This is a genomic window from Chimaeribacter arupi (assembly GCF_002858805.1).
GTDB lineage: Bacteria > Pseudomonadota > Gammaproteobacteria > Enterobacterales > Enterobacteriaceae > Chimaeribacter > Chimaeribacter arupi.
In genome coordinates, this window is sequence record NZ_PJZI01000001.1 from 177087 (window position 1) to 198879 (window position 21793).

14 protein-coding genes are annotated in these 21793 nt (G+C 62.2%); 8 read left to right on the forward strand and 6 right to left on the reverse strand.

All coding sequences use genetic code 11. The features are described from left to right. Positions 1–89: 89 nt before the first annotated feature. Positions 90–881: a cyclic-guanylate-specific phosphodiesterase gene (gene pdeH / locus CYR52_RS00760; protein ID WP_165699060.1), complete on the reverse strand. Its 792-nt coding sequence runs from the start codon at positions 879–881 to the stop codon at positions 90–92. A 325-nt stretch (positions 882–1206) separates the two neighbouring features. Between pdeH and kdgK the strand changes: the two genes are divergently transcribed. Further along, entirely contained in the window at positions 1207–2139 is a 933-nt protein-coding gene (gene kdgK / locus CYR52_RS00765; RefSeq protein WP_101827778.1) for a 2-dehydro-3-deoxygluconokinase, read from the forward strand. An 88-nt stretch (positions 2140–2227) separates the two neighbouring features. Here kdgK and CYR52_RS00770 read toward each other — a convergent pair whose 3' ends face one another. The 3 genes from CYR52_RS00770 to hmsP all read right to left on the reverse strand — a co-directional run bounded on the left by CYR52_RS00770 (position 2228) and on the right by hmsP (position 7547). Further along, on the reverse strand, positions 2228–3712 hold the full coding sequence (locus CYR52_RS00770) for a M16 family metallopeptidase (protein WP_072927654.1): 1485 nt from the start codon (positions 3710–3712) through the stop codon (positions 2228–2230). Positions 3713–4011: 299 nt separating this feature from the next. Beyond that, complete coding sequence (locus CYR52_RS00775; RefSeq protein WP_072927902.1) at positions 4012–5295, reverse strand: dicarboxylate/amino acid:cation symporter; 1284 nt, start codon at positions 5293–5295, stop codon at positions 4012–4014. Positions 5296–5504: 209 nt separating this feature from the next. After that, positions 5505–7547: a biofilm formation regulator HmsP gene (hmsP, locus tag CYR52_RS00780; RefSeq protein ID WP_101827837.1), complete on the reverse strand. Its 2043-nt coding sequence runs from the start codon at positions 7545–7547 to the stop codon at positions 5505–5507. Positions 7548–8314: 767 nt separating this feature from the next. Between hmsP and CYR52_RS00785 the strand changes: the two genes are divergently transcribed. From CYR52_RS00785 to CYR52_RS00815, 7 genes are read left to right on the forward strand one after another with little or no spacing between them, the layout of a single operon-like run. Next, complete coding sequence (locus CYR52_RS00785) at positions 8315–8782, forward strand: cellulose biosynthesis protein BcsO (RefSeq protein WP_101827779.1); 468 nt, start codon at positions 8315–8317, stop codon at positions 8780–8782. Further along, positions 8773–9579, forward strand: a complete 807-nt coding sequence (bcsQ, locus tag CYR52_RS00790) for a cellulose biosynthesis protein BcsQ (RefSeq protein ID WP_101827780.1) — start codon at positions 8773–8775, stop codon at positions 9577–9579. Before CYR52_RS00785 ends, bcsQ begins: the two co-directional genes overlap by 10 nt. Before the next feature lie 18 nt (positions 9580–9597). After that, positions 9598–11694 (forward strand): UDP-forming cellulose synthase catalytic subunit, encoded by a 2097-nt coding sequence (gene bcsA, locus CYR52_RS00795; RefSeq protein WP_101827781.1) that lies wholly within the window; start codon positions 9598–9600, stop codon positions 11692–11694. Then, positions 11694–14084 (forward strand): cellulose biosynthesis cyclic di-GMP-binding regulatory protein BcsB, encoded by a 2391-nt coding sequence (gene bcsB / locus CYR52_RS00800; RefSeq protein ID WP_101827782.1) that lies wholly within the window; start codon positions 11694–11696, stop codon positions 14082–14084. Before bcsA ends, bcsB begins: the two co-directional genes overlap by 1 nt. Further along, complete coding sequence (locus tag CYR52_RS00805) at positions 14071–18042, forward strand: cellulose biosynthesis protein BcsC (protein WP_101827783.1); 3972 nt, start codon at positions 14071–14073, stop codon at positions 18040–18042. The genes bcsB and CYR52_RS00805 overlap by 14 nt, the downstream gene beginning before the upstream one ends. A gap of 6 nt (positions 18043–18048) precedes the next feature. Continuing rightward, positions 18049–18531 carry a cellulose biosynthesis protein BcsD gene (bcsD, locus tag CYR52_RS00810; protein ID WP_241506091.1) on the forward strand — a complete coding sequence of 161 codons (483 nt, stop codon included), beginning with the start codon at positions 18049–18051 and terminating at the stop codon, positions 18529–18531. 60 nt (positions 18532–18591) lie between these two features. Further along, positions 18592–19596: a family 8 glycosyl hydrolase gene (locus tag CYR52_RS00815; RefSeq protein ID WP_072927908.1), complete on the forward strand. Its 1005-nt coding sequence runs from the start codon at positions 18592–18594 to the stop codon at positions 19594–19596. A gap of 146 nt (positions 19597–19742) precedes the next feature. Here CYR52_RS00815 and dppF read toward each other — a convergent pair whose 3' ends face one another. Then, positions 19743–20756 carry a dipeptide ABC transporter ATP-binding subunit DppF gene (dppF, locus tag CYR52_RS00820; RefSeq protein ID WP_072927662.1) on the reverse strand — a complete coding sequence of 338 codons (1014 nt, stop codon included), beginning with the start codon at positions 20754–20756 and terminating at the stop codon, positions 19743–19745. Continuing rightward, a complete protein-coding gene (dppD, locus tag CYR52_RS00825; protein WP_072927664.1) occupies positions 20746–21786 on the reverse strand; it encodes a dipeptide ABC transporter ATP-binding protein in 1041 nt (346 codons plus the stop codon). The genes dppF and dppD overlap by 11 nt, the downstream gene beginning before the upstream one ends. Positions 21787–21793: the final 7 nt, after the last annotated feature.

Below are 21793 nucleotides of genomic sequence, written 5' to 3' on the forward strand. Positions count from 1 at the left end.
TGCGGTACCCGTGGCAAACGAGGAAAAGAGGCGGTCAGGGCAGAAGGTAACTGGGTTTACAAGGAAAGCCGGGAGTGTAACCCGGTATGTCAGCCGGAGAAAAACAGCGGCAGGCCGGCGTCACGGTCAAAGACTTGCGGGCGGGACATATAGTAGCCCTGGGCAGCATGGGCGTCAGACTCGCACACCATCGCCCACTCTTCGGCGGTTTCGACCCCTTCAATGATCACGCCTTTACTGTAGCGGTTCAGCAGCGTCACCAGCGTAAAGAACAGCCGGGAACCTTCTTCGCTCTGGCGCAGCAGGATAAACAGCTCCCGCGCCACTTTAATGTATTCATACTTCCAGGCAGTGAACGAGCAGAAATTGGCGAGACCGTTGCCGAAATCATCCAGCCATAAACGGTCTGACTGGGCAATCTGGCCCAGTGGCCGGGTCAACGCCATTTCTGCCTGCTCAACCAGTTCGAAACGGACAAACGGCATCGCCGCAATGCGGGCGCACAGGGCCGGTTGCTGCTGCAACGCCTCCAGGGACTGGCCGTCCACATTGATAGAGGCCAATAGCCCGCTCGGCTCGAGTTCGGGCCGCCACTGTTCCAACAGCTGAAGCTGTTCCTGAATAATCAGCAGCCGCCGCGTCACGCTGATGGCGGCGAAATAACGTTCCGGCGAGAGGAATTTCCCAGGGTTTGAAGGATGTGACACGGCGGTCAGCAGCTCCAGACCCAGCATATGGCCGCTGGTCAGGTAAATGGGCTGAAATTTGTAGGTCCGCTGGCATTGCCGCCAGAAACTCTGTTCTTTCGCGCGATCAATCACAGAGAATGATGGCGTGAACAGACCAGACATCATCTTGGTTATCATCGTTGCTGTTGCCATGTTCGTGGTGGTTGAGGGAAAGCCGACATCGTATGCCGGGTGCAGCAGCGGGATGCCACCGCCGATCACCTGCCCTGCGCCGTGTTTTATACGCCTACTTACTATCGGCTTCTGCGCCTAAAACTTTACCTCCGGAAGCCGCTTTGGCGCAGGGTTCGCGGCCCTCTCACGGCGTATGCGCTAAGCTGCTGAAATCCCTGATGACGCCAAAAGCGCGATCTCTGCCAATAATTTTAAAACGTTGTTTTATTACTGTTGACTCACCTTCGCCTTCGGTTAAGACTACCGGAAACCCCCTTTTCACTCCTTAAGCAGGCCAGCCACCATGACAAGCCAGAAAATTGCCGTTATCGGCGAATGCATGATCGAACTGTCGCAAAAAGGCGCGGATCTCAGCCGCGGTTTTGGCGGCGATACGCTGAACACCGCCGTCTACCTTGCCCGCCAGGTGCCGGACACCCAGCTGGGCGTGCACTACGTCACCGCGCTCGGCACCGACACGTTCAGTCAGGAGATGCTGGCCGCCTGGCAGCGTGAAAAGGTCAAGACTTCCCTGGTGCAGCGGCTGGAGAACAAATTGCCCGGCCTCTATTTCATCGAGACCGATGCCCAGGGCGAACGCACCTTCTATTACTGGCGCAATGACGCCGCCGCCCGCTTCTGGCTGGACGGCCCGCAGGCTGACGCGCTCTGTGAGCAACTGGCGCACTATGACTATCTCTACCTGAGCGGCATCAGCCTGGCGATCCTGACGCCGGAACGGCGCGAACGGTTAATGGCGCTGTTGCGTGACTGCCGCGCCCACGGCGGCAAAGTGATTTTTGACAACAACTACCGCCCGCGCCTGTGGCAACAGCGGGAAGAGACGCAGCAGGCGTATCAGGCGATGCTCGCCTGCACCGACATCGCGTTCCTGACGCTGGATGATGAGGATGCGCTGTGGGGCGAACAGCCGGTTGAGGCGGTGATCGCCCGCACCCGCGCGCTGGGTGTGACGGAAATAGTGATCAAACGCGGGGCAGACGCCTGCCTGGTGTCTGATGAGCAGGGCACACTGCATGAAGTGGCGGCGGTGAAACTGGCGAAAGAGGAGGTGGTCGACACCACCGCCGCCGGGGACTCCTTCAGCGCCGGGTATCTGGCCGTGCGGCTGACCGGCGGGGATGTGGTGGCCGCGGCTGAGCGCGGCCACCTGACCGCCAGCACCGTCATCCGCCACCGGGGCGCCATCATCCCGCTGGAAGCCATGCCGCGCTGACCGCCGGCTGCGCTGCCCGTTGCGTACCGCAGAAACAGACGTGCCGGCAAATGCCGGCACGTTTTTTTGATGGCCCCACCGTGGCGGGTTACGGCGTGACAGTCGCCGCAGCGTCGGCTTTCGCCTCTTCCACCGACGGCACCACCGCCGGGGCCGGCAGCATCACGCTGTTATAGGCATCCTGCAACGCCTGCACGCTCATCTCCGCTTCGCCTTTCGGCTGCATCAGCACCAGCGCCGGGTCAACCGACAGTTGCTGCTTCAGCTCCTGGTTCAGCAACGGCAGGCTGAGCGAAGTTAAAAATTCCTGGCGCAATTTCTGGTACAGCTCCGGCGCGATGTCCACCACCCCATTTTCCTGCGAACGCAGGCGCTGGGTAATCAGCACATCGGTGCTGGTGCGGGCATAGGTGGCGAACAGCTTGCTGAGTTGCTCGTTCTTCTGCGCCATCAGCGCATCAAACTCCTGCTGCGTCAGGCCGTTATCCCGCACTTTAGCCAGCGCAGTGACCAGCGCGGTAAAGTCCGGCAGCAGCGCGGCGTTCGGGGTTTCCATGCGGATGGCGCACTGGCTGCGCTGGTACTGCACCTGGCAGTCAAAGCCGAGGTTCATCGCCTTGGCCTTGCCGTTCAGTTGCTGTTGCAGGTGCATAAACAGCGCTTCACGCGCCAGATCGCTGCGCCAGTAACGGCTGAGGGCCTGGGAATCGCGGATCGGTTGCCACGGCGCATCCCAGACCAGTGACAACCGATCCTGCGATAAGCTCTCGTTGATCAGCGTGACCGCCTGTGACGGCAGCGGCGACAGGGTCGGCATCACCGGCGGTGTCTCGCGTTTGCCTTTCAGCCCGCCGAAGGTTTTGGTGATTTGCTCGCCGATGCTGCGGCTGTCCACATTGCCGACCACATAAAGGGTCATGGCGTCCGGTGTGTACCACTGGCGGTAGAATTTGTTCAGCTCGTCAATATTGACCGGCCGGTCAGGCCGCTGGCCGGGATCATGCGCCAGCAGCGTGGAGCCTTTCATGCGGTAGCGCCACCATGGGTCTTGTGCGTCTGCCGGCTGGGTGCCGATCGGGTCCTGGAAGGCGTCCACCGCCGCCTGCACGGTCGGGGCGTCGGTGACCAGCGCGCCGCTGGCGTCAGACAGCCACGCCAGCGCCTCTTTCAACAGCTCCGGGCGGTTGTTGGGCAGGCTCAGGTTATACATGGTGTAGTCATACGACGAGATGGCCGGCGGCAACGGCCGGTCGTTGTCGATCGCCTGCTGCCACAAAGATTGAAGCTGGGGGGCGCTGAAACTCTGGCTGCGGATCAGTGCCAGGTGCGGCAACAGATGGGCAAAACCGGTTTGTTGCGCGCTTTCCACCAGCGAACCGGCGCGTACGATCAGGCGCAGTTGAATACGGTCGGAGGGACGCTGCGGCGTGGCCAGCAGCTGCCAGGTGAACCCATTGTCCAGCTTACCCTGCTGCCAGGCAGGATCGGGTTGTAGTGCTTCAGCCTGCACGCTGCTGCCGGCGGCAACCAGCAGTAACCCACCAACTAAAAGACGAATTTTGGTGCCCTGCATGTGAACCCCTACTTAAATAACAGTCCGATTTTTCTATTAGAATTCGTTCGTTCCATACTCCGGGAACGCAGCTCTGCCCTGTGCGTGTCAATCATGCGGAAACGGGAGGTAACCCGTGTTTGACAGCGAACCCCTGCCGATGTCACCACGGAAAAGTGAAAAAAAGCGGCGATTTGAACATCAGCGGGCCAGGGGCGGCGGGGTATTATGAGGAAAAGCCACCGCTTACATCAAGTAAAGGGTGGCTTTTAGCAGCAAACCGCGTGCAAGTGCGGCTTAATGCCGCGATAGTGGCGCGATCAGGAAGAGGAGATCGCGCCGGGGGTGGATTTTTTGTCGTGTAACACGGTGTGCAGCTGTTTTTCGTTCAGCTGGCCAACCCGTTTTGCCACCACCACGGTAGCGACGCCGTTACCAATCAGGTTAGTCAGCGCACGCGCCTCAGACATAAAGCGGTCGATGCCCAGAATCAGCGCCAGCCCGGTCACCGGCAGGTGGCCTACGGCAGAGAGCGTCGCTGCCAGCACGATAAAGCCGCTGCCGGTCACCCCGGCGGCTCCTTTTGAAGAGAGCAGCAACACCACCAGCAGGGTTATCTGGTGCCAGATGTCCATGTGCGAGTTGGTGGCCTGCGCGATAAACACTGCCGCCATCGTCAGGTAAATGGAGGTGCCGTCGAGGTTGAACGAGTACCCGGTCGGGATAACCAGCCCCACCACCGATTTCTGGCACCCGAGCCGCTCCATTTTGTCCAGCATCCGCGGCAGTGCCGACTCAGACGAGGAGGTGCCGAGCACAATCAGCAGTTCTTCTTTGATGTAGTTGATAAAGCGGAAAATGCTGAAGCCGGTCACGCGGGCAATCAGCCCCAGAACCACAATCACGAACAGCACGCAGGTCAGGTAGAAGCAGAGGATTAGCTGGCCGAGCTGCACCAGTGAGCCGACGCCATATTTGCCGATGGTGAAGGCCATCGCCCCGAATGCCCCCAGCGGCGCCAGGCGCATGATCATATTGATGATGCCGAAAATGACCTTCGAGAAGCTCTCAATCATATTGAACATCAGCTGGCCTTTGTCGCCCAGCCGGTGCAGCGCAAAGCCGAACAGCACCGCAAACAGCAGCACCTGCAAAATATTGCCGCTGGCGAATGCGCCGATCACGCTGGCAGGGATGACGTCCAGCAGGAACGGGATGATGCCCTGCTGCTGCGCCTGTTCGGCATAGATCGCCACGGATTTGGCATCCAGCGTGGCCGGGTCGATGTTCATGCCGACACCCGGCTCCACCACGTTCACAATCACCAGCCCGATAATCAGCGCCAGCGTACTCACCACCTCAAAATAGAGCAGCGCAATGGCCCCGGTCCGCCCGACCGCCTTCATGCTTTCCATGCCGGCGATACCGGTCACCACGGTACAGAAAATCACCGGGGCGATAATCATCTTAATCAGTTTGACGAAACCGTCACCCAGCGGCTTCATCTGCGCCCCCAGCTCCGGATAGAAATGACCGAGCAACACCCCAATGGTGATCGCGGTTAATACCTGAAAATAGAGGCTCTTAAACAACTTTTTCATGATCGATATCCTGTGCTGGAGAGGACCGCTACCCGCCATCCAAACGGGCATGACAGCAGGGGCGAAAGTAACACCAAGACAACATCTTGGAAATGCCTTGTCTCCCATTGCAACAAATGTTCATGACAAAATATGAGCTGAATCGATTCAATGAAAAAATGAGGGGAATGAATGCGGAGCAGGCCGGGCAATACGCCCGGCCTGAAAAGGTGTCAGCGGCCCGTCTCCTCCGGCAGCAGGCCGGCCGGCGGCAAGCCCTGGCGCAGGAGCGTTTCAAACGCGTTACGCGGCATCGGCCGGGCAAACAGGTACCCTTGCGCCATCGGAATATCGTGGTCTTTCAGCCACTGGTATTGGGCCGCGTTTTCGACCCCTTCCGCAATAATGCTGATGTTCATGGCCCCGGCGATCGAGCTGACAATCCGTACCATCAGGTCATCGCCCGGCAGGCTGCTGATAAAGCTGCGGTCAATTTTAATGATATTGATTGGCAGGCCGCGCAGGCGGTTCAGGTAATTGAGGCTCGAATAGCCCATGCCGAAATCATCCAGCGCCACCGATACGCCGGAATGGTGCAATTCACTGAGCAACTTCAGCGCGCGGTCAAGATCGTCGATGCGGGCAGTTTCGGTAATCTCCAGCACCAGCATCCCCGGTTTGATCTGGTAACGGCTGAGCAGCGTTTTCAGCTCCAGCAGGAAGTTACGCTGCTGAATCTGCACCCCGGACAGGTTTACCGACAGCGGAATGGTGATCCCGTCGCGCTGCCAGTCCGCCAGGATGCGGCAACTCTGCTCCAGCACCCAGTAACCCAGCGGCACAATCAGGCCGATCTCTTCCGCAAACGGGATGAACTCCGCATCCAGGCTGTAATTGCCGTCCGGCATCCGGCGGCGCAACAGCGCCTCGGCCCCGACAATCCGGTTATTTTTCAGGTCAATCTGCGGCTGGAGGAACAGGGTGAATTCGTTGTGCTCCAGCGCCTGCAACGTATCGCTCTCCTGCGTCAGCCGCTGCTGGGTTTTGCGCGTCAGTTCCGGGTCAAAGAACAGGATCTGGTTTTTGCCCTGATGGTGGGCAGACACCAGCGCCGAGCGGGCATTCAGGATCAGCGCCTCTGCCCCCAGGTTGCCGTCACCGGCATAATGGGCGATGCCGATACTGGCGACCGGGCGCACCGTCAGCTCACCCTCGGTCAACGGCGCATTGACCGCCGCCATCACTTCACGCGCCAGCCGCATCGCCTGGAACGGCCGCTCGGCATCGCGCGCCAGCACAATAAACTCATGCGGGCCGGGCTGGCCCAGCTCATCATTGTCAGAGAGCGCGCTGCAGATGCGGCCCACCACCGTCTGCAACATCGCGTTGCGCTGGGCCTCGCTCAGCACCCCGGCCGCTTCCTGTAACGTCTCCACATCGATCAGCAACAGGTTGAAGCGCGCCGGGCGCGGCTGGAAACGCAGGTACTGCGCCAGCAGCTCGGTAAACAGGGAGTCATTCGGCAGCGCCGTCACCGGGTGGCGCGGCCACTCGCGCGGGTTTTCACCAAAGCGCCGCGCCAGCAACTGCTGGTTCCGGTTGTAGTGGCGCGCCAGCATCCCCAGCTCGTCATCTTTATGCAGCGGCGACACCTTCAGCTGATGGTGCAGGATCTGCCCCTCTTCCAGTGCGTCCAGCTCGCGCGCGATATGGCGCAACGGGTGCACCATCAGCCGGTTCATGCACCAGCTCACCGCCACGGAGAGCACCAGCGCCATCAGCAAATAGGTGGCGAGCAGGGTAATCATGATGCTGCGGATCTGCTGGTAGAGCCGCCAGGAGTCCGCCTGCAACACCAGGTAGGCCAGCGGTTTGGGGTGGGCGGGCATCCGTTCCAGCGTATAGAGCGGCACACTGATGCGCACCGGCAGGTCAAACACGCTGGAGATAATGCCCGGCACCGGCCGTTCCGGCGGGAAATCGCCGTGCAGCACCTGGATATCATTCGGCAGCACCACGTTGGCGCGCGTCACAATGCCGAGCGGCTTAAAGGTATTCAGCAACGCATGTGCCTGCGGCAGGTCAACATTCAGCACGGCCTCCGCCAGCGGCTGGCGGATGGAATGGGCAACCTGTTCCATTTGCTGGGCGTAATCTTCCCGGCGCTGCTGCGCCAGGTGAAACAGCTGGATGGTGATAAAGATGCAGAGCGTTACCAGCGTTACACCGGATACCGCTGCCATCTGCTTAATCGTTAACGAACGTCTGACCCGCAACATACGTCTCCGTCACACACTGGGATCGGCCACCGGCGCGCGCCCGTGGCTGGAAAGAGTTGAGAACTGCGTCCGGCGCGGAAGTGTCTCACGCGGCATCATTGCCTGTTCATCATGTTTTTTGGCCGTCACATCGGAGGTCAACCCCTCCGGCACGGTTCCTCATGGTAATACGTGATCCGCGTTGGTAACAAACAGTTAAATTCATTACCAAAACCAGGGCGGCCCGGACAACCGGCTCAGCGGCCGCCGCCGCACGCCCCAGTATACGGATTTCCCCCCCGCAACGGCCCTGCGGCCGTGATATTCAGCAGGAAAAAGCCGGTTTTCATCCTTATCCTAGCCTAAAGCGGCCCAATTCCCCCTTTTTCAGTGCCCCACCGCCCGCGGCCCCCTGCCGCCTGCGGCTGACGGTGGTCGGATGATCACGCTAAAACATTAAAAATATTTATAAAATTCACTACATCAATATGGGATAAACAGAGCTTTCCGCTGGCAGTAATTTAATGATTCATTTAGGCAAGTATGAAAAAATCCTAATAGGATTTACCTCAGAACAAAACACTAACGCACTCTTCAGGCGCTGTTTTTTCTGCTTAATCGCTGCACTATTAATCTGTTTAGGAATTGATATATTAGGCACGCTCCAGCAACGGGGGGCTGCGACGTCACCTGAACATCCTTTCCTGTAAGGAATGCCGGCACGATTGACTGCGGCTTTTTGCGTCTTTATCCCCGGCATTGACCCCATCGTATAGGCCGCCCTGATGAATAAGTACGACGATATAAAACGCTTCAAAGAAAAAACCCATATGGAAGGGATTGATTACAAGGAAATTTCTGACAGCAGCCAGGAGGGCGCGCAACAGAACTGGGCGATCCTGCGCCAGTTGTCCGCGACGGCAGAGGCCCCCGGCGCCCTGGGCAGCAGCCAGCGCACGGTGCAACCGGCCCCGACGCCGGTGTCAGACCGCGAGTTCGCCACTGACAGCCTGCTCAGCACCCTGAGCGACATGCTGCCGGCGGTCCCGGCCGTTGCCCCGGCCGCACCCCACACCGCCTCACCGGCCCCGGCGGCGGTATCGCCTGCGCAGCCCGCCGCTGCGCCCCCGGCCCCTGAGGCGGCGCGTTACACCTCGCTGTTCCGGCCCAAACCCGTTGCCCAACCGGCGGCGGACAGCCGCCGTGACACACCGCTTCAACCCCTGTTAGAGATGATTGCCTCATGCCGTTAGTCTGTGTCTGCTCGCCCAAAGGGGGCGTCGGCAAAACCACCCTGACCGCCAATCTTGCTTATGCGCTGGCGCGCAGCGGCAGCAAAGTGCTGGTGATTGATTTCGATGTGCAGAACGCCCTGCGGCTGCATTTTGGCGTGCCGGTCTCTGACGGGCGCGGCTTTGTGGCGGAAGCGGCAGACGCCTCCGACTGGAGCCAGTTCATCCTCAAGGCCGGTTCCAATACTTTTGTGCTGCCATATGGTGACGTGGAAGAGGCGCAGCGCCTCGCCTTTGAGCAGCAGCTCACCACCGATCCGCACTTCCTCGCGCGCGGCCTGCAGTCGGTGCTGAACTACCCCGGCCTGGTGATTCTGGCGGACTTCCCGCCCGGCCCCAGCCCGGCGCTGAAAGCCATGAAAACCCTGGCGGACCTGCACCTGGTGGTGATGCTGGCAGACACCGCCTCGCTGTCGCTGCTGCCGCAGATGGAAAACCACAAGATGATCGGCAGCGCGCTGAACGACAAACAGGGCGACTACTACGTCATCAACCAGATCGACATGCGCCGCACCCTGAGCCGCGACGTCACCCAATTTTTTGAGCAACGCCTGGGTGACCGCCTGCTCGGCACCGTCCACCGTGACGAGTGCGTGCCGGAGGCCAACGCCTCCCAGCGGGCAATCATCGATTTCAGCCCGGTCTCTGCCGCGGCCTTCGACATTGAGCTGGTCAGCAAAAAAGTGGCGGCCATCCTGGGCATCAACGTTGGCGATGGTGAATTCCACGCGTCGATCACCCCTCCCCACACTTACTGACAGCGATCCCCTGACGTCATGAACAAACTCCTGTTTTCCCTGCTGCTGCTCCTGCTGCTGCCGGTGGCCCTGCTGGTCATCGTCACGCCGCTCGACAGCGAAAAGCAGTATATTTTCGGCCTGATCGGCATCGCGATGCTGTTCCTGCTCGGCCTGAGCAAAAGCAAAAAAGTCAGTGTGATCATGGTGGTGATGTCGATCCTGATGTCCACCCGCTACATCTACTGGCGCGCGACCGAGACGCTGCACTTTAACTCCACCATTGAGGCGGTGCTCGGCACCGGCCTGTTTGCGGCAGAGCTGTATGTCTGGGTGATCCTGCTGCTCGGCTACCTGCAAACCACCTGGCCGCTGAAACGCACCATTGAACCCCTGCCGGACGACATGAGCCTGTGGCCGACGGTGGACATCTATGTGCCGAGCTACAACGAAAGCCTCGACGTGGTGCGCGACACGGTGCTGGCGGCGCAATGCATCGACTACCCGAAAGACAAGCTGAAAATCTACGTGCTGGATGACGGCAAACGTGATGAGTTCGCGGTGTTCGCCGCCGATGCGGGCGTCGGCTATATCACCCGTAATGACAACCGCCACGCCAAAGCCGGCAACCTGAACCACGCGCTGACGCTGACCAAAGGTGAGCTGATCTGCATCTTTGACTGCGACCACGTTGCCACCCGCGCTTTCCTGCAGGCCACCGTCGGCAGCTTCCTGAAAGAGGAGCGGCTGGCGCTGCTCCAGACGCCGCACTACTTCTACTCGCCCGATCCGTTTGAGCGCAACCTGTCAGCGGCGCGCCATATCCCGAATGAGGGCGCACTGTTCTACGGCCCGGTGCAGCAGGGCAATGACAACTGGAACGCGACGTTCTTCTGCGGCTCCTGCGCGGTGATCCGCCGTGTGGCGCTGGAAGAAATCGGCGGCTTTGCGGTGGAAACGGTGACTGAAGATGCGCATACCGCGCTGAAAATGCAGCGCCTGGGCTGGAACTCCGCGTTTCTGGCGTTGCCGCTGGCCGCCGGGCTGGCGACAGAGCGCCTCGGCCTGCATGTTATCCAGCGTACCCGCTGGGCGCGCGGCATGACGCAGATTTTCCGCGTCGATAACCCGCTGTTCGGCCGCGGGCTGAGCTGGCCGCAACGCCTTTGCTACCTCAACGCTATGCTGCATTTCCAGTACGGCCTGCCGCGGGTGATCTTCCTCACCGCACCGATGGCCTACCTGCTGTTTAACCAGAACATTATCTCCTCGTCGGCGACGATGATTTTCGCCTACATGCTGCCGCACCTGCTGATGTCGGTGTATATCAACTCACGGATGAACGGCCGCTACCGTTACGCCTTCTGGGGTGAAATTTATGAAACGGTGATGGCGTTCCACCTGGTGATCCCGACATTGCTGACGCTGATTTCGCCGAAACACGGCAAATTCAACGTGACCGACAAAGGCGGCCTGCTCGACAACGGCTTCTTTGATTTCAACATCGTGAAACCGCACGTGATTGTGGTGGTGATGATGCTGACCGGGATTGTGGCGGGCATCGTCCGCGCCGTGGCGCACAACTATTTTGGCGTAGACCCGAAAGTCATGGCGCTTAACATCGGCTGGGGCTGCTTCAGCGTGCTGATCCTGCTGGCGGCGATTGCCGTCGCCAAAGAGACGCGTCAGGTGCGCAAAACCATCCGGATTGATGTGGCCCTGCCGGCGATCGTGCATTACGCCAGCGGTATCTCGGTGCGCACCACCACGGTGGATATGTCGATGGGTGGGGTCAAGCTGGTCACGCCGGATGACCGCTACCAGCATGACGTGATTGAAGAGGTGGAAATCCTGCTGCAATCGGGTGCGGTCTGCATTCCGGTGAGCCTGATCGATGCCACGCCGGAGGTGATCCGCCTGCAATTCGGTGAGATGCCGCTCTCCCGCCGCCGCGAGCTGGTGCGGGTGGTGCTGGCGCGTGCCGACGCCTGGATTGAGCCGCCGTACCCGAAAGATCGCCCGCTGCATTCGCTGATGGGCATCGTGCGCTGTGTGTTTGAACTCTTCTACCACACCTGGAAAGAGCGCCAGGCACGCCGCCGCAGCGCAAAACTCAATAAGGGTGAGGCCGCCTGATGAACCCGACCCGATTCCTCGCGGCCTTGCGCCGCACCCGCCCGTGGCTGGCGGTCGGCCTCGCCCTGCTGCCGCTGGCTGTCGGCCAGGCGGAGCCGGCCGCGCTGGATCTCTCCACATTGCCGCGCCCGGCAGACAACGCGCCGCAGCCGGACGCCGCGCCGCCAGCGCCGGATATGCCCGCGCCGGATGTGCCGGCCCCGGAGGCTGCGGTGCCGGACATCGCCCTGACGCAGGGCGTGACTACCAGCCTGACGCTGGCGGAGATGGGCCAGCAAAACGGCCTGACGCTGAGCGGCGGCCAACTCCATTCCGGCGTCATCTTCACCCTGCCGGGCGACCAGGTGATGACCAACGCCCGCCTGACGCTGGTGCTCAAGGTCTCCCCTGCCCTGCTGGCGCGTGACACCAGCCTGCAACTGATGCTCAACGGCCAGCCGCTCGGCGCGCTGCCGCTGACCGGCGACGGCAGCCGCGACAACGAGTATGAGCTGGATATTCCGGCCGCGATGGTGGTGTCCAGCAACAACCTGAGTTTCCAGGTGCAGGACAGCAACGCCATGCAGTGCGAGCGCGATTTGTCAGATAAATACTGGGTCACGGTGCTGCCGAAAACCCGGCTGCAACTGGAAGGGCAGCGGCTGAACATCGGCCGCGATCTCGGCCACTTCCCGCGCCCGTTCTTTGATCCGCTCCAGATGAAGGCGTCACAGGTCACGATGGTGTTCCCGGCGTCGCTGCAACCGGCGGAAGTCAGTGCCGCGGCCACCGTCGCCTCCTACCTCGGGATGCGCGCCGGTTACCGCGGCATCGATTTCCCGGTGGCGCTCGACCGCCTGCCGGAACAGAACGGGATTGTGTTCGGCAAACCGGGTGACCGCATCGGCACGCTGACGCTGCCCGCCGCCACCGGCCCGCAGCTCCAGGTGATCGACAACCCGATCAACCCGGTCTACAAACTGCTGCTGGTGATGGGCAGTGACCCGCAACAGCTGCGCCAGGCGGCGTGGCGGCTGGTGAACGCCCCGCTGCCTGCCGGCCAGAGCACGCTGCCGGTGGTGCCGCACGCCATCCCGCCGCGGCAGCCTTATGATGCGCCGCGCTGGATCAACACCCACGCGCCGGTTTCCCTGAAAAGCCTGGTGGCGAACCCGGACGCGCTGACCGCCAACGGCATCTACCATGACAGCATCCATGTGGCGTTCCGCGCCGCGCCGGATCTCTTTATGTGGGACGGCGACACCATCCCGGTGCACCTCGGCTACCGTTTCCCGACGGAAAACTGGATTGATGAGGATAAATCGCAGCTGAATGTCTCGATCAACGGCACCTTCCTGCGCAACCTCACGGTCAACAAAAACGGGCTGGTGGAGAGCGCCTGGCGCGCCCTCGGCGGCGACACCCGGCAGGAGAGCACCACGCTGCGGCTGGCCCCTTACCTGATCTACGGCGACAACCAGCTGACGTTCTATTACGCCATCGCGCCGAAAAAGGATGCGCCCTGTAACCTGCTGACCAGCAGCAATATCAAGAGCCGCATCGATGACGATTCCTATATTGATCTGACGCACACGCACCACTTCTCGCAGTTGCCGAACCTCTCTTACTACGTCGGCGCGTCGTTCCCCTTCTCGCGCCTGGCGGACTTCTCGCAGACGCTGCTGCTGCTGCCGGCACAGCCGGGCGCAGCGGAGCTGCACACCCTGCTGGGGCTGATGGGCCGCGCCGGTAATGCCACCGGCATCCCGGTGGCGCAGGTGCAGGTGGCGTTCGGTGTGCCGGGCAATACGGCGGATCGCGACGTGCTGGCGGTTGCGCCGCTGCAGGACAAGGCATTCACCGGGGCCCTGCTGCGCGGCACGCCGTTCCAGCCGGAGAATGACACCCTGACGGTGCGCACGCCGGACATGCCGGCACGCCTGAAAGCCTGGGCCACCGGCGACTGGTTCCGCACGCCGGTCGAGGCTGACCGTTACCTCTCCTCCACCGAGGCGTGGCGCGGTTTCGTCAGTTTCCCTTCCGCCTGGGCGAAAAACCGCGTGGTGGTGCTGGCCACCGCCACCGATGATGACCAACTGCTGAAGATTAACCAGGACCTGAACACCGCCGCGATCAACGCCGGGGTACGCGGCGACCTGGCGGTGATCACCGATGAGAACGGCGTGCGCAGTTTCCGCGTCGGCCCGCAATTCCCGGTCGGCCAGTTGCCGTGGTACCTGATGATTGTCTGGTACGCCAGCCAGCACATTGTGGTGCTGTCGCTGGTGACACTGCTGTTCGCTGCGGCGATCGGTTTGAGCATTTATGTGCTGCTGGCGCGCCATGCGGCACAGCGTCTGGCCCCGCACCGCGGCTCCGCCGGCAAGGATTTCCCTGATGAAAACGAGTAACCCGACGGGGCGCGCGGTGCCCTTCCTGATTCCGTCCCGCCTGCGCCTCGCCCTGTGGGCCGCCGGGCTGGCGGTGCTGCCTGCCACAGCCGCCGGGAGCAACCCGGCGCTGAAAGCGCTGTTTGATCAGGCCGCTTACTGGCATGAGAAAGCGCATGACGAGCTGGCAAGGGACGCCCTGCAAAAGGTGCTGATGGTGGAGGCCGACAACCCGGAGGCGCTCTACCTGATGTCACTGTACGCGATGCAGGGCGGTGACAAGGCCGCAGCGGCGCAGTGGCGGCAGAAACTCAGCGCGGCCTCGCCGGGCGACCCGCGTTTAACCGCGCTCGACAACGCCAGCGCGGTGCAGGCGATCCCGCCGACGCAGCTCGCTACCGCACGCCAGCTGGCCGCGCGCGGTGCCGTGGGCCAGGCGCTTGAGGCGTACCGTATGCTGTTCAGCGGCAGTACGCCGCCGGAGAGCCTGGCCGATGAATACTACCTGACGATGGCCGGAGACCAGACGCTGCTGCCGCAGGCGATCGACGGCCTGAAGGCACGGGTTAACGCACGGCCCACGGACAGCGCAGCGCGCCTGGCGCTCGGCAAAGCGATGACTTACCAGGCCGCCACCCGCCGCGACGGCATCAGCCTGCTGGCGGGGCTGTCGGAAAAAAGCACCGATGCCGCGGCGGCGCTGCGCCAGGCGCTGTTGTGGCTCACCCCGCAGCCGGAAGATCAGCCGCTCTATCAGGCGTATCAGCAGCAGCACCCGAACGACAGCGGTGTGATGACCTATTTCCAGAAAAATGTCGGCGGCGCAGCCAAAGGCGAGGGCTTCACTGCCCTCAACAGCGGCAATACCGGCGATGCCGAGGCCAAATTTGCCTCGGTGCTGGCCACCAACCCAAACGACGCTGACGCCCTGGCCGGGATGGGCTACATCGCCCAGCGCAGCGGCAACTTCGCCAAAGCGGAAGAGTACCTGACCCGCGCCGCCCAACAGGGCGGGCCGGAGAGCGAAAAATGGCGCGCCCAGGCGCAGGATGCCCATTTCTATGCCGCGCTGGCCGACGCCAAAAAAGCGGCCACGGCCGGAGACACCGACCGCGCGCTCACCCTTTCTGCGCCGCTGACCGCAGAGGGCGGTGAAAAAGGCACGGCGGCGGCGCTGTTCCGCGCGGATGTGCTGCGCCGCACCGGCGACCTGCCGGGGGCCGTGCAGCTCTACCGCGCGCTGCTGACGCAAAACAGTGAAAATAATGACGCCAAAAGCGGGCTGTATTATGTGCTGCGCCAGCAAGGGGACAACGCCCAGGCCAACGCGGTGCTGCAAACCCTGCCCGTCGCACTGCGGCCGCGGGTGCAACCGGCCGGGGTCAACGTTGAGCCGCTGCGCCGTGAGGCAGCGGAGGCGCTACAGGCCAATAACCCGCAACGCGCCCTGCTCCTGCTGCAACAGGCACAGGAGAAGCAGCCGGACAACATCTGGGTGACGCTCGACAGGGCGCGCATCCTGGCCAAACTGGGGGACAGCGCCCAGGCGCAGGCGCTGATGGCCCAGGCCGCAGAACCCAATGCCCCGGCCAGCGCCGCCTATGCCGCCGCGCTGTTTGCCTCGGAAAACGGCAACTGGCCGCAAACGGACACCCTGCTGGCGCGTATTCCGGCGCGCAACCGCACGGCGGCGATGCGCGAGCTGGCCGGGCGCGCCCGGTTCAACCGGCAGATGGCCGCCGCCAATGCTTACCTGCAAAGCGGCAACCTCACCGCCGCCGCCAATACATTCCATGCGCTGGCGCAAACGCCGCCCACCAGCCCGGCAGACAGCGGTGCGCTGGCGAAAGGGTTACTGGCAGCGGGTGAGGCTGACAGCGCGGTGGCGCTGGTACGCCAAAGTATGCAGCAGGGCGTGAAAGGCAACGCCGGGGATTACGCCGACCAGATTACCGTGCTGAACGCCGCCGGGCTGAGCAGTGAGGCGCAGGCCTGGCTCAGCAACCCGGCAATTCAGGCCAACAGTTCCCCGCAGCAGATCAGCACGTTACGTACCGGCTTTGTGATCAACGAGGCGGATCAGCTGCGTGAGCAGGGGCAGAACGCCGCCGCTTACGACACGCTGATTGTCGCGCTGCAAAACGATCCGCAAAACCGCGATCTCATGCTGGCGATGGCGCGGCTCTACCAGTCCGGCAAGATGAATAAAGAAGCCGGTAAGGTCTATGACTACCTGCTGGCCCGCGACACCCCGGCGCAGGATGCCCGCGCAGGCGCAGTCGATGTGGCGCTGGCCGACAATGACATTCCGCGCGCGCGCCAGCTGATGAGCGGCTTCACCGGCCCGCGCACGCCGCAGCGCTTGTTGCAGGCGGCCCGCGTCGCCGAGGCGCAGGGCGATCACGAGGAGGCGCTCGCCCTGCTGCGCTCGGCCAAAGGCAAGATGATTGGCCTTCAGGGGGCAGACGGCCGCGGCACGCCGTCCATCGCCGGGCTGGCACTGGCGGATAACCCGTTTATCAACCGCACCACGCGCAGCGCCCGCCCAACCACTGCCTCCTCTTACGGCAGTGTAATGCCGTGGCAGCAATCTGACGCCACCCTCAACGGCGGGCAGATCCCCGGTGCGCCGGTGTCACCGTTGCGGGCGCGCCAATCCGCGACGCTGAAACAGGTCGATGCGATGCTGGACGCGTTGCAGGAACAGCATGCCACCTGGGCGCAGGGCGGCCTGTCGATCCGCGGGCGTGACGGCGAAAGCGGCCTCAGCCAGCTGACCGAGGCGAAAGCGCCGATGACCTTCTCGGCCGAGCCGTTTGACAGCGCGCGCGTCAGCTTTACCGCCACCCCGGTGTCGCTCAGCGCCGGCAGCAGCAGTGATACCGGCAACAGCCGCTTCGGCCAGGGCGCGCTGGCACAGGCGCAATCGGCGAAAGAGACCGTTGCCGCAGCGGCCACCGCAGCCGGGCTGGACATCGCCAGTTACAGTACGCTGGCGAAACTGCAAACGGCCGCCGCTGCCGGCTACATTGCCAACTGCGGCACCAACGCCACCACCGCGCAGTGCGCCGCCTACACCGCGATTACCAGCGCCGACCCGACCACCTACAGCGCGCCGGAATCGGGCAACCAGAACGCGTCCGGCGTGGAACTGGCGCTGGCGGTCAGCGGCGATCGCTATAAAGCGGACATCGGCTCCACCCCGCTGGGGCAGGATCTCAACGCGCTGGTGGGCGGCGTGCAGTGGTCACCGAAGCTTGGCGACAACACCACGCTGACCGTGACCGCCGAACGCCGCGCCGTCACGGACAGCCTGCTCGCTTACGTCGGCACCGAAGACACCTACAGCGGCAAAACGTGGGGGCAGGTCACCAAAAACGGCGGCAGCCTCAACCTCTCCTATGACAACGGCGACGCCGGGTTCTACGCCGGGGTAGGCTACTACAGTTACCTCGGCCACCACGTCGCCTCAAACCAGAGCATTGAAACCAACGCCGGGCTGTATGTGCGCCCTTACCGCCTCGAGGATCGCGAGCTGAAAACCGGCGTTAACGTCGGCTATATGGATTTCTCGAAAAACCTCAGCTACTTCAGCTACGGCCAGGGCGGCTATTTCAGCCCGCAGAACTACGTCAGCGTCGCCTTCCCGGTGGAGTACACGCAGAAGATGGATGACTGGGACCTGAAGCTGAATGCGTCCGTGGGCTACCAGTCCTACTCGAAAGACAAAAGCGCCTACTTCCCGGATGACCCGGCGCTCCAGTCGCAGCTTGAATCGCTGGTCGCGGCCGGTTTCGGCAGCGAGGCGTATTACGCCGGCAGCAGTGAGAACGGCATCGGCTGGAACCTGGGGGCCGCCGGCAACTACCACCTGAACCGCAATATGATCGTCGGTGGGAAAGTGGGTTATGACACCTTTGGTGACTACAATGAAAGCAGGGCGGAACTCTACTTCCGCTATCTGCTCGACAGGAATTAATGCGGAATGAGCCATTTAATGCAAGACGCCCACGCGCAACAACTCGCCTACCACCAGCGCCGCCAGTGCAAACCGGGCTGGCAGGATCTGGTTCAGACGCTGTTTTCCGGCATTCTGTCCACGGCCGAAGGCGAGGACGGCCACCAGTTCCTGCGCCTGATGGGCGGTGACCTGGCGCGCCGCCACCCGCTGCCCGCCTGCCGGACGGTCGGTGAGCTGGAGGACAACCTTAACCGGCTGCTGGCCGGGTTTGACTGGGGTGAAGTGACGCTGATGCCGGGCGAGCGCAGCCTGACGCTGACGCACATCGCCTGGCCGCAAGCCCCCGATGCCGATCAGGGGAACTGGCAGGCGGCTTTCGCCGCGGTGCTGGAGGGCGCGTATGCCGTCTGGTTGCAGGCGCAGGGCGGCCACGACCGGGTGCCGTTACGCTGGCAGGGCGCCAACCCGCAGCACACCTTACATTTCCGTTACCAGGCCGGCCTTTAAGGCGGTTTCCCGGCCGCGCCTTCCCGGTGCGGCCGCTGTTTATAGGGATACCCACTGATGATGAGTACCGTACGCCGCATGGCGCTGATTTTCGGGCTGGCACTCAGCCTGTTCTCTTCGCTGGCCTGTGCGCAGGAAACTGGCTGGGATCAGTACAAAACGCGTTTCCTGATGCCGGACGGCAGGATTGTTGACACCGCCAACCGCAATGTCAGCCATACCGAAGGGCAGGGTTTCAGTATGCTGCTGGCGGTGTTTAATGACGACCGCGCGACGTTTGACCAGCTGTTGAAATGGGCGGACAAAACCCTCTACCGCAAAGACGTCGGGCTGTATGCCTGGCGTTATGACCCGAATGCCAAAGATAAGGTGGCGGACAAAAACAACGCCTCAGACGGTGACATGCTGATGGCGTGGGCGCTGCTGCTGGCCGGGGAAAAATGGCATAACTCCGTCTATACCGACGCCTCTGAGAAGTTGCAGGCGGCGATTGTGAAGCACAATGTCATTGAGTTCGCCGGGCATACGGTGATGCTGCCGGGCATTTACGGTTTTAACCACACCAGCACCATCACGCTCAACCCTTCCTACTTCCTCTTCCCGGCGTGGAAAGCGTTCTACCAGCACAGCCACCTGAAGGTGTGGAAATCCCTGAATGATGATGGGCTGGCGCTGCTGAAGCAGATGGATTTCGGCAAGGTTGGCCTGCCGACTGACTGGGTGACGATGCAGGCAGACGGCACCCTGACACCGGGCAAAGGCTGGCCGCCGCGCTTCAGTTATGACGCCATCCGCATCCCGCTCTACATCAGCTGGGCGGAACCGAATTCCCCGGCGCTGCAACCTTTTATCCGTTACTGGCAGGGCTACCCGCGTGAAAATACCCCGGCCTTTATTGATGTGCAGAGCGGCGCAAAAGCTGACTATCCGCTGTCGCCGGGGATGCTGGCAATCCGCGACGTGACGCTCGGCAATAACTTCTATGTGAATGACACCCTGACGCCGGATGACGGCTACTACTCTTCCGCCCTCCAGCAACTCGCTTACTGGTCACTGCAAAAATAGCCGTAAGCTGAAGGAAAAAACCGGGGAGACCCGGTTTTTTTATGCCGGTAAGGTGGCCAGGACGTAGCCGCTACTTGATCGGTAGTGCGGACAGCGCCCATAAAAAAGGGCGCGATTGCTCGCGCCCTGGGTGGTTTTTAGAGGGATCAGCCGTGGGCCGGTGCGGCCTGTTTTGCTTTTTCCTGCTCGTCCTGATCCACCGCGAAGCAGGCCACCAGCTGGTCGCCGTACTGCTTAAGTTGCGGCTGCTGCTGCGGGCAGATGTGGAACGCCCGGCGGCAGCGGGCATTGAAGGCACAGCCCGGCGGTGGGTTGAGCGGGCTGGGCAGCTCGCCGGTAAGCTTGATGCGCTCGCGGCGCTGGTCCGGGTTCAGGCGCGGCGTGGCAGAGAGCAGCGCCTGGGTGTACGGGTGGCGCGGGTTGTTGAAGATCGCCTCTTTGGTGCCCTTCTCCACACAGCGGCCGAGGTACATCACCATCACCTCATCGGCAATGTGCTCCACCACCGACAGGTCGTGCGAGATAAAGACGTAAGACAACCCCAGCTCCTGTTGCAGATCCATCATCAGGTTAAGCACCTGCGCACGCACTGACACGTCGAGCGCGGAGACCGGCTCATCGGCAATCACCACGTCCGGGTTGAGCATCAGCCCGCGCGCGATGGCGATACGCTGGCGCTGGCCGCCGGAGAACATGTGCGGGTAACGGTCGTAGTGCTCGGTTTTCAGGCCGACTTTCGCCATCATCGCCAGCGCTTTTTCCCGCCGTTCCGCCCCGCTCAGCCCGGTGTTGATCAGCAGCGGCTCTTCCAGAATCTGCCCCACTTTTTTACGCGGGTTCAGCGAGCCGTACGGGTTCTGGAACACGATCTGAATCTTCTGGCGGCGCAGCTTTTCGGCTGTCTCATCCGGTTTCAGCAGATCCTGGCCCTGATAGTACAGCTCACCGCCGGTCGGGATTTCAATCATGGTCAGCAAACGCCCCAGCGTGGACTTACCGCAACCGGACTCGCCCACCACCGCCAGCGTTTTGCCGCGTTCCAGCGTGAACGAGACGCCATCCAGCGCTTTTACCATGCGTTCCGGGGCGAACAGCCCTTTTTTCACCGGGTAGTGCTTTTTTAAATCAATCGCCTGTAACAGCGGCGCATTAGTGGTCATAAGTCGGTCTCCCGGCATCATCAAGCGGGTAGTGGCATTTGGACTGGCGGCCGGGGATCTGGCGTAACGCCGGTTCTACGGCGCGGCAGTGCTCCGTGGCGTACGGGCAGCGCGGGTTGAGCAGGCAGCCGGTCGGGCGGTCATATTTGCCCGGCACCACGCCCGGCAAGGAGGCCAGCCGCGCCTTGTCCGTGGAGAACTCCGGCAGGGCGCGCAGCAGCGCCTGGGTGTAAGGGTGGCGCGGCGCGCGGAAGATCTCCGCGGCCTTGCCCACTTCCACCACCTGCCCGGCATACATCACGATAATCTGGTGTGCGGCTTCCGCCACCAGTGCCAGATCGTGGGTAATCAGGATCAGCGCCATGTTCTCGCGTTGTTGCAGCTCCAGCAGCAGCTCAATGATCTGCGCCTGGATGGTCACGTCGAGCGCGGTGGTCGGCTCATCGGCAATCAGCAACTGCGGGCGGCAGGCGATCGCCATCGCGATCATCACGCGCTGGCTCATCCCGCCGGAGAGCTGGTGCGGGTACACATCCAGCCGCGAGGCCGGGTCAGGAATGCCCACCTGCGTCAGCAGGTCGATGGTGCGCTGGCGGCGGGTTTTTTTATTGCCGCCCTGGTGCACCTTCAGCGCTTCCATGATCTGGTAGCCCACGGTGTAGCACGGGTTGAGGCTGGTCATCGGGTCCTGGAAGATCATCGCGACATCCGAGCCTACCAACTGGCGGCGCTCTTTTTCACTGATCTGTTGCAGGTCACGGCCGTTGAACTCCAGCCGGTCAGCCATCACGCGGCCGGGGAAATCAATCAGCCCCATGATCGCCAGCGAACTCACCGATTTGCCGGAGCCGGACTCGCCGACAATGCCGAGCACCTCGCCCTGTTTCACCTGATAGCTGATGCGGTCAACGGCGCGGAACGGCGCGGTTTTTTCGCCAAAATGCACGGACAGCTGATCCACGGTCAGTAAGGTTTTATTGGTGGCGGAAGCAGATGCTTGCGCCTGAATAGACGTTTCTGTTGCAGACATCGTGCGT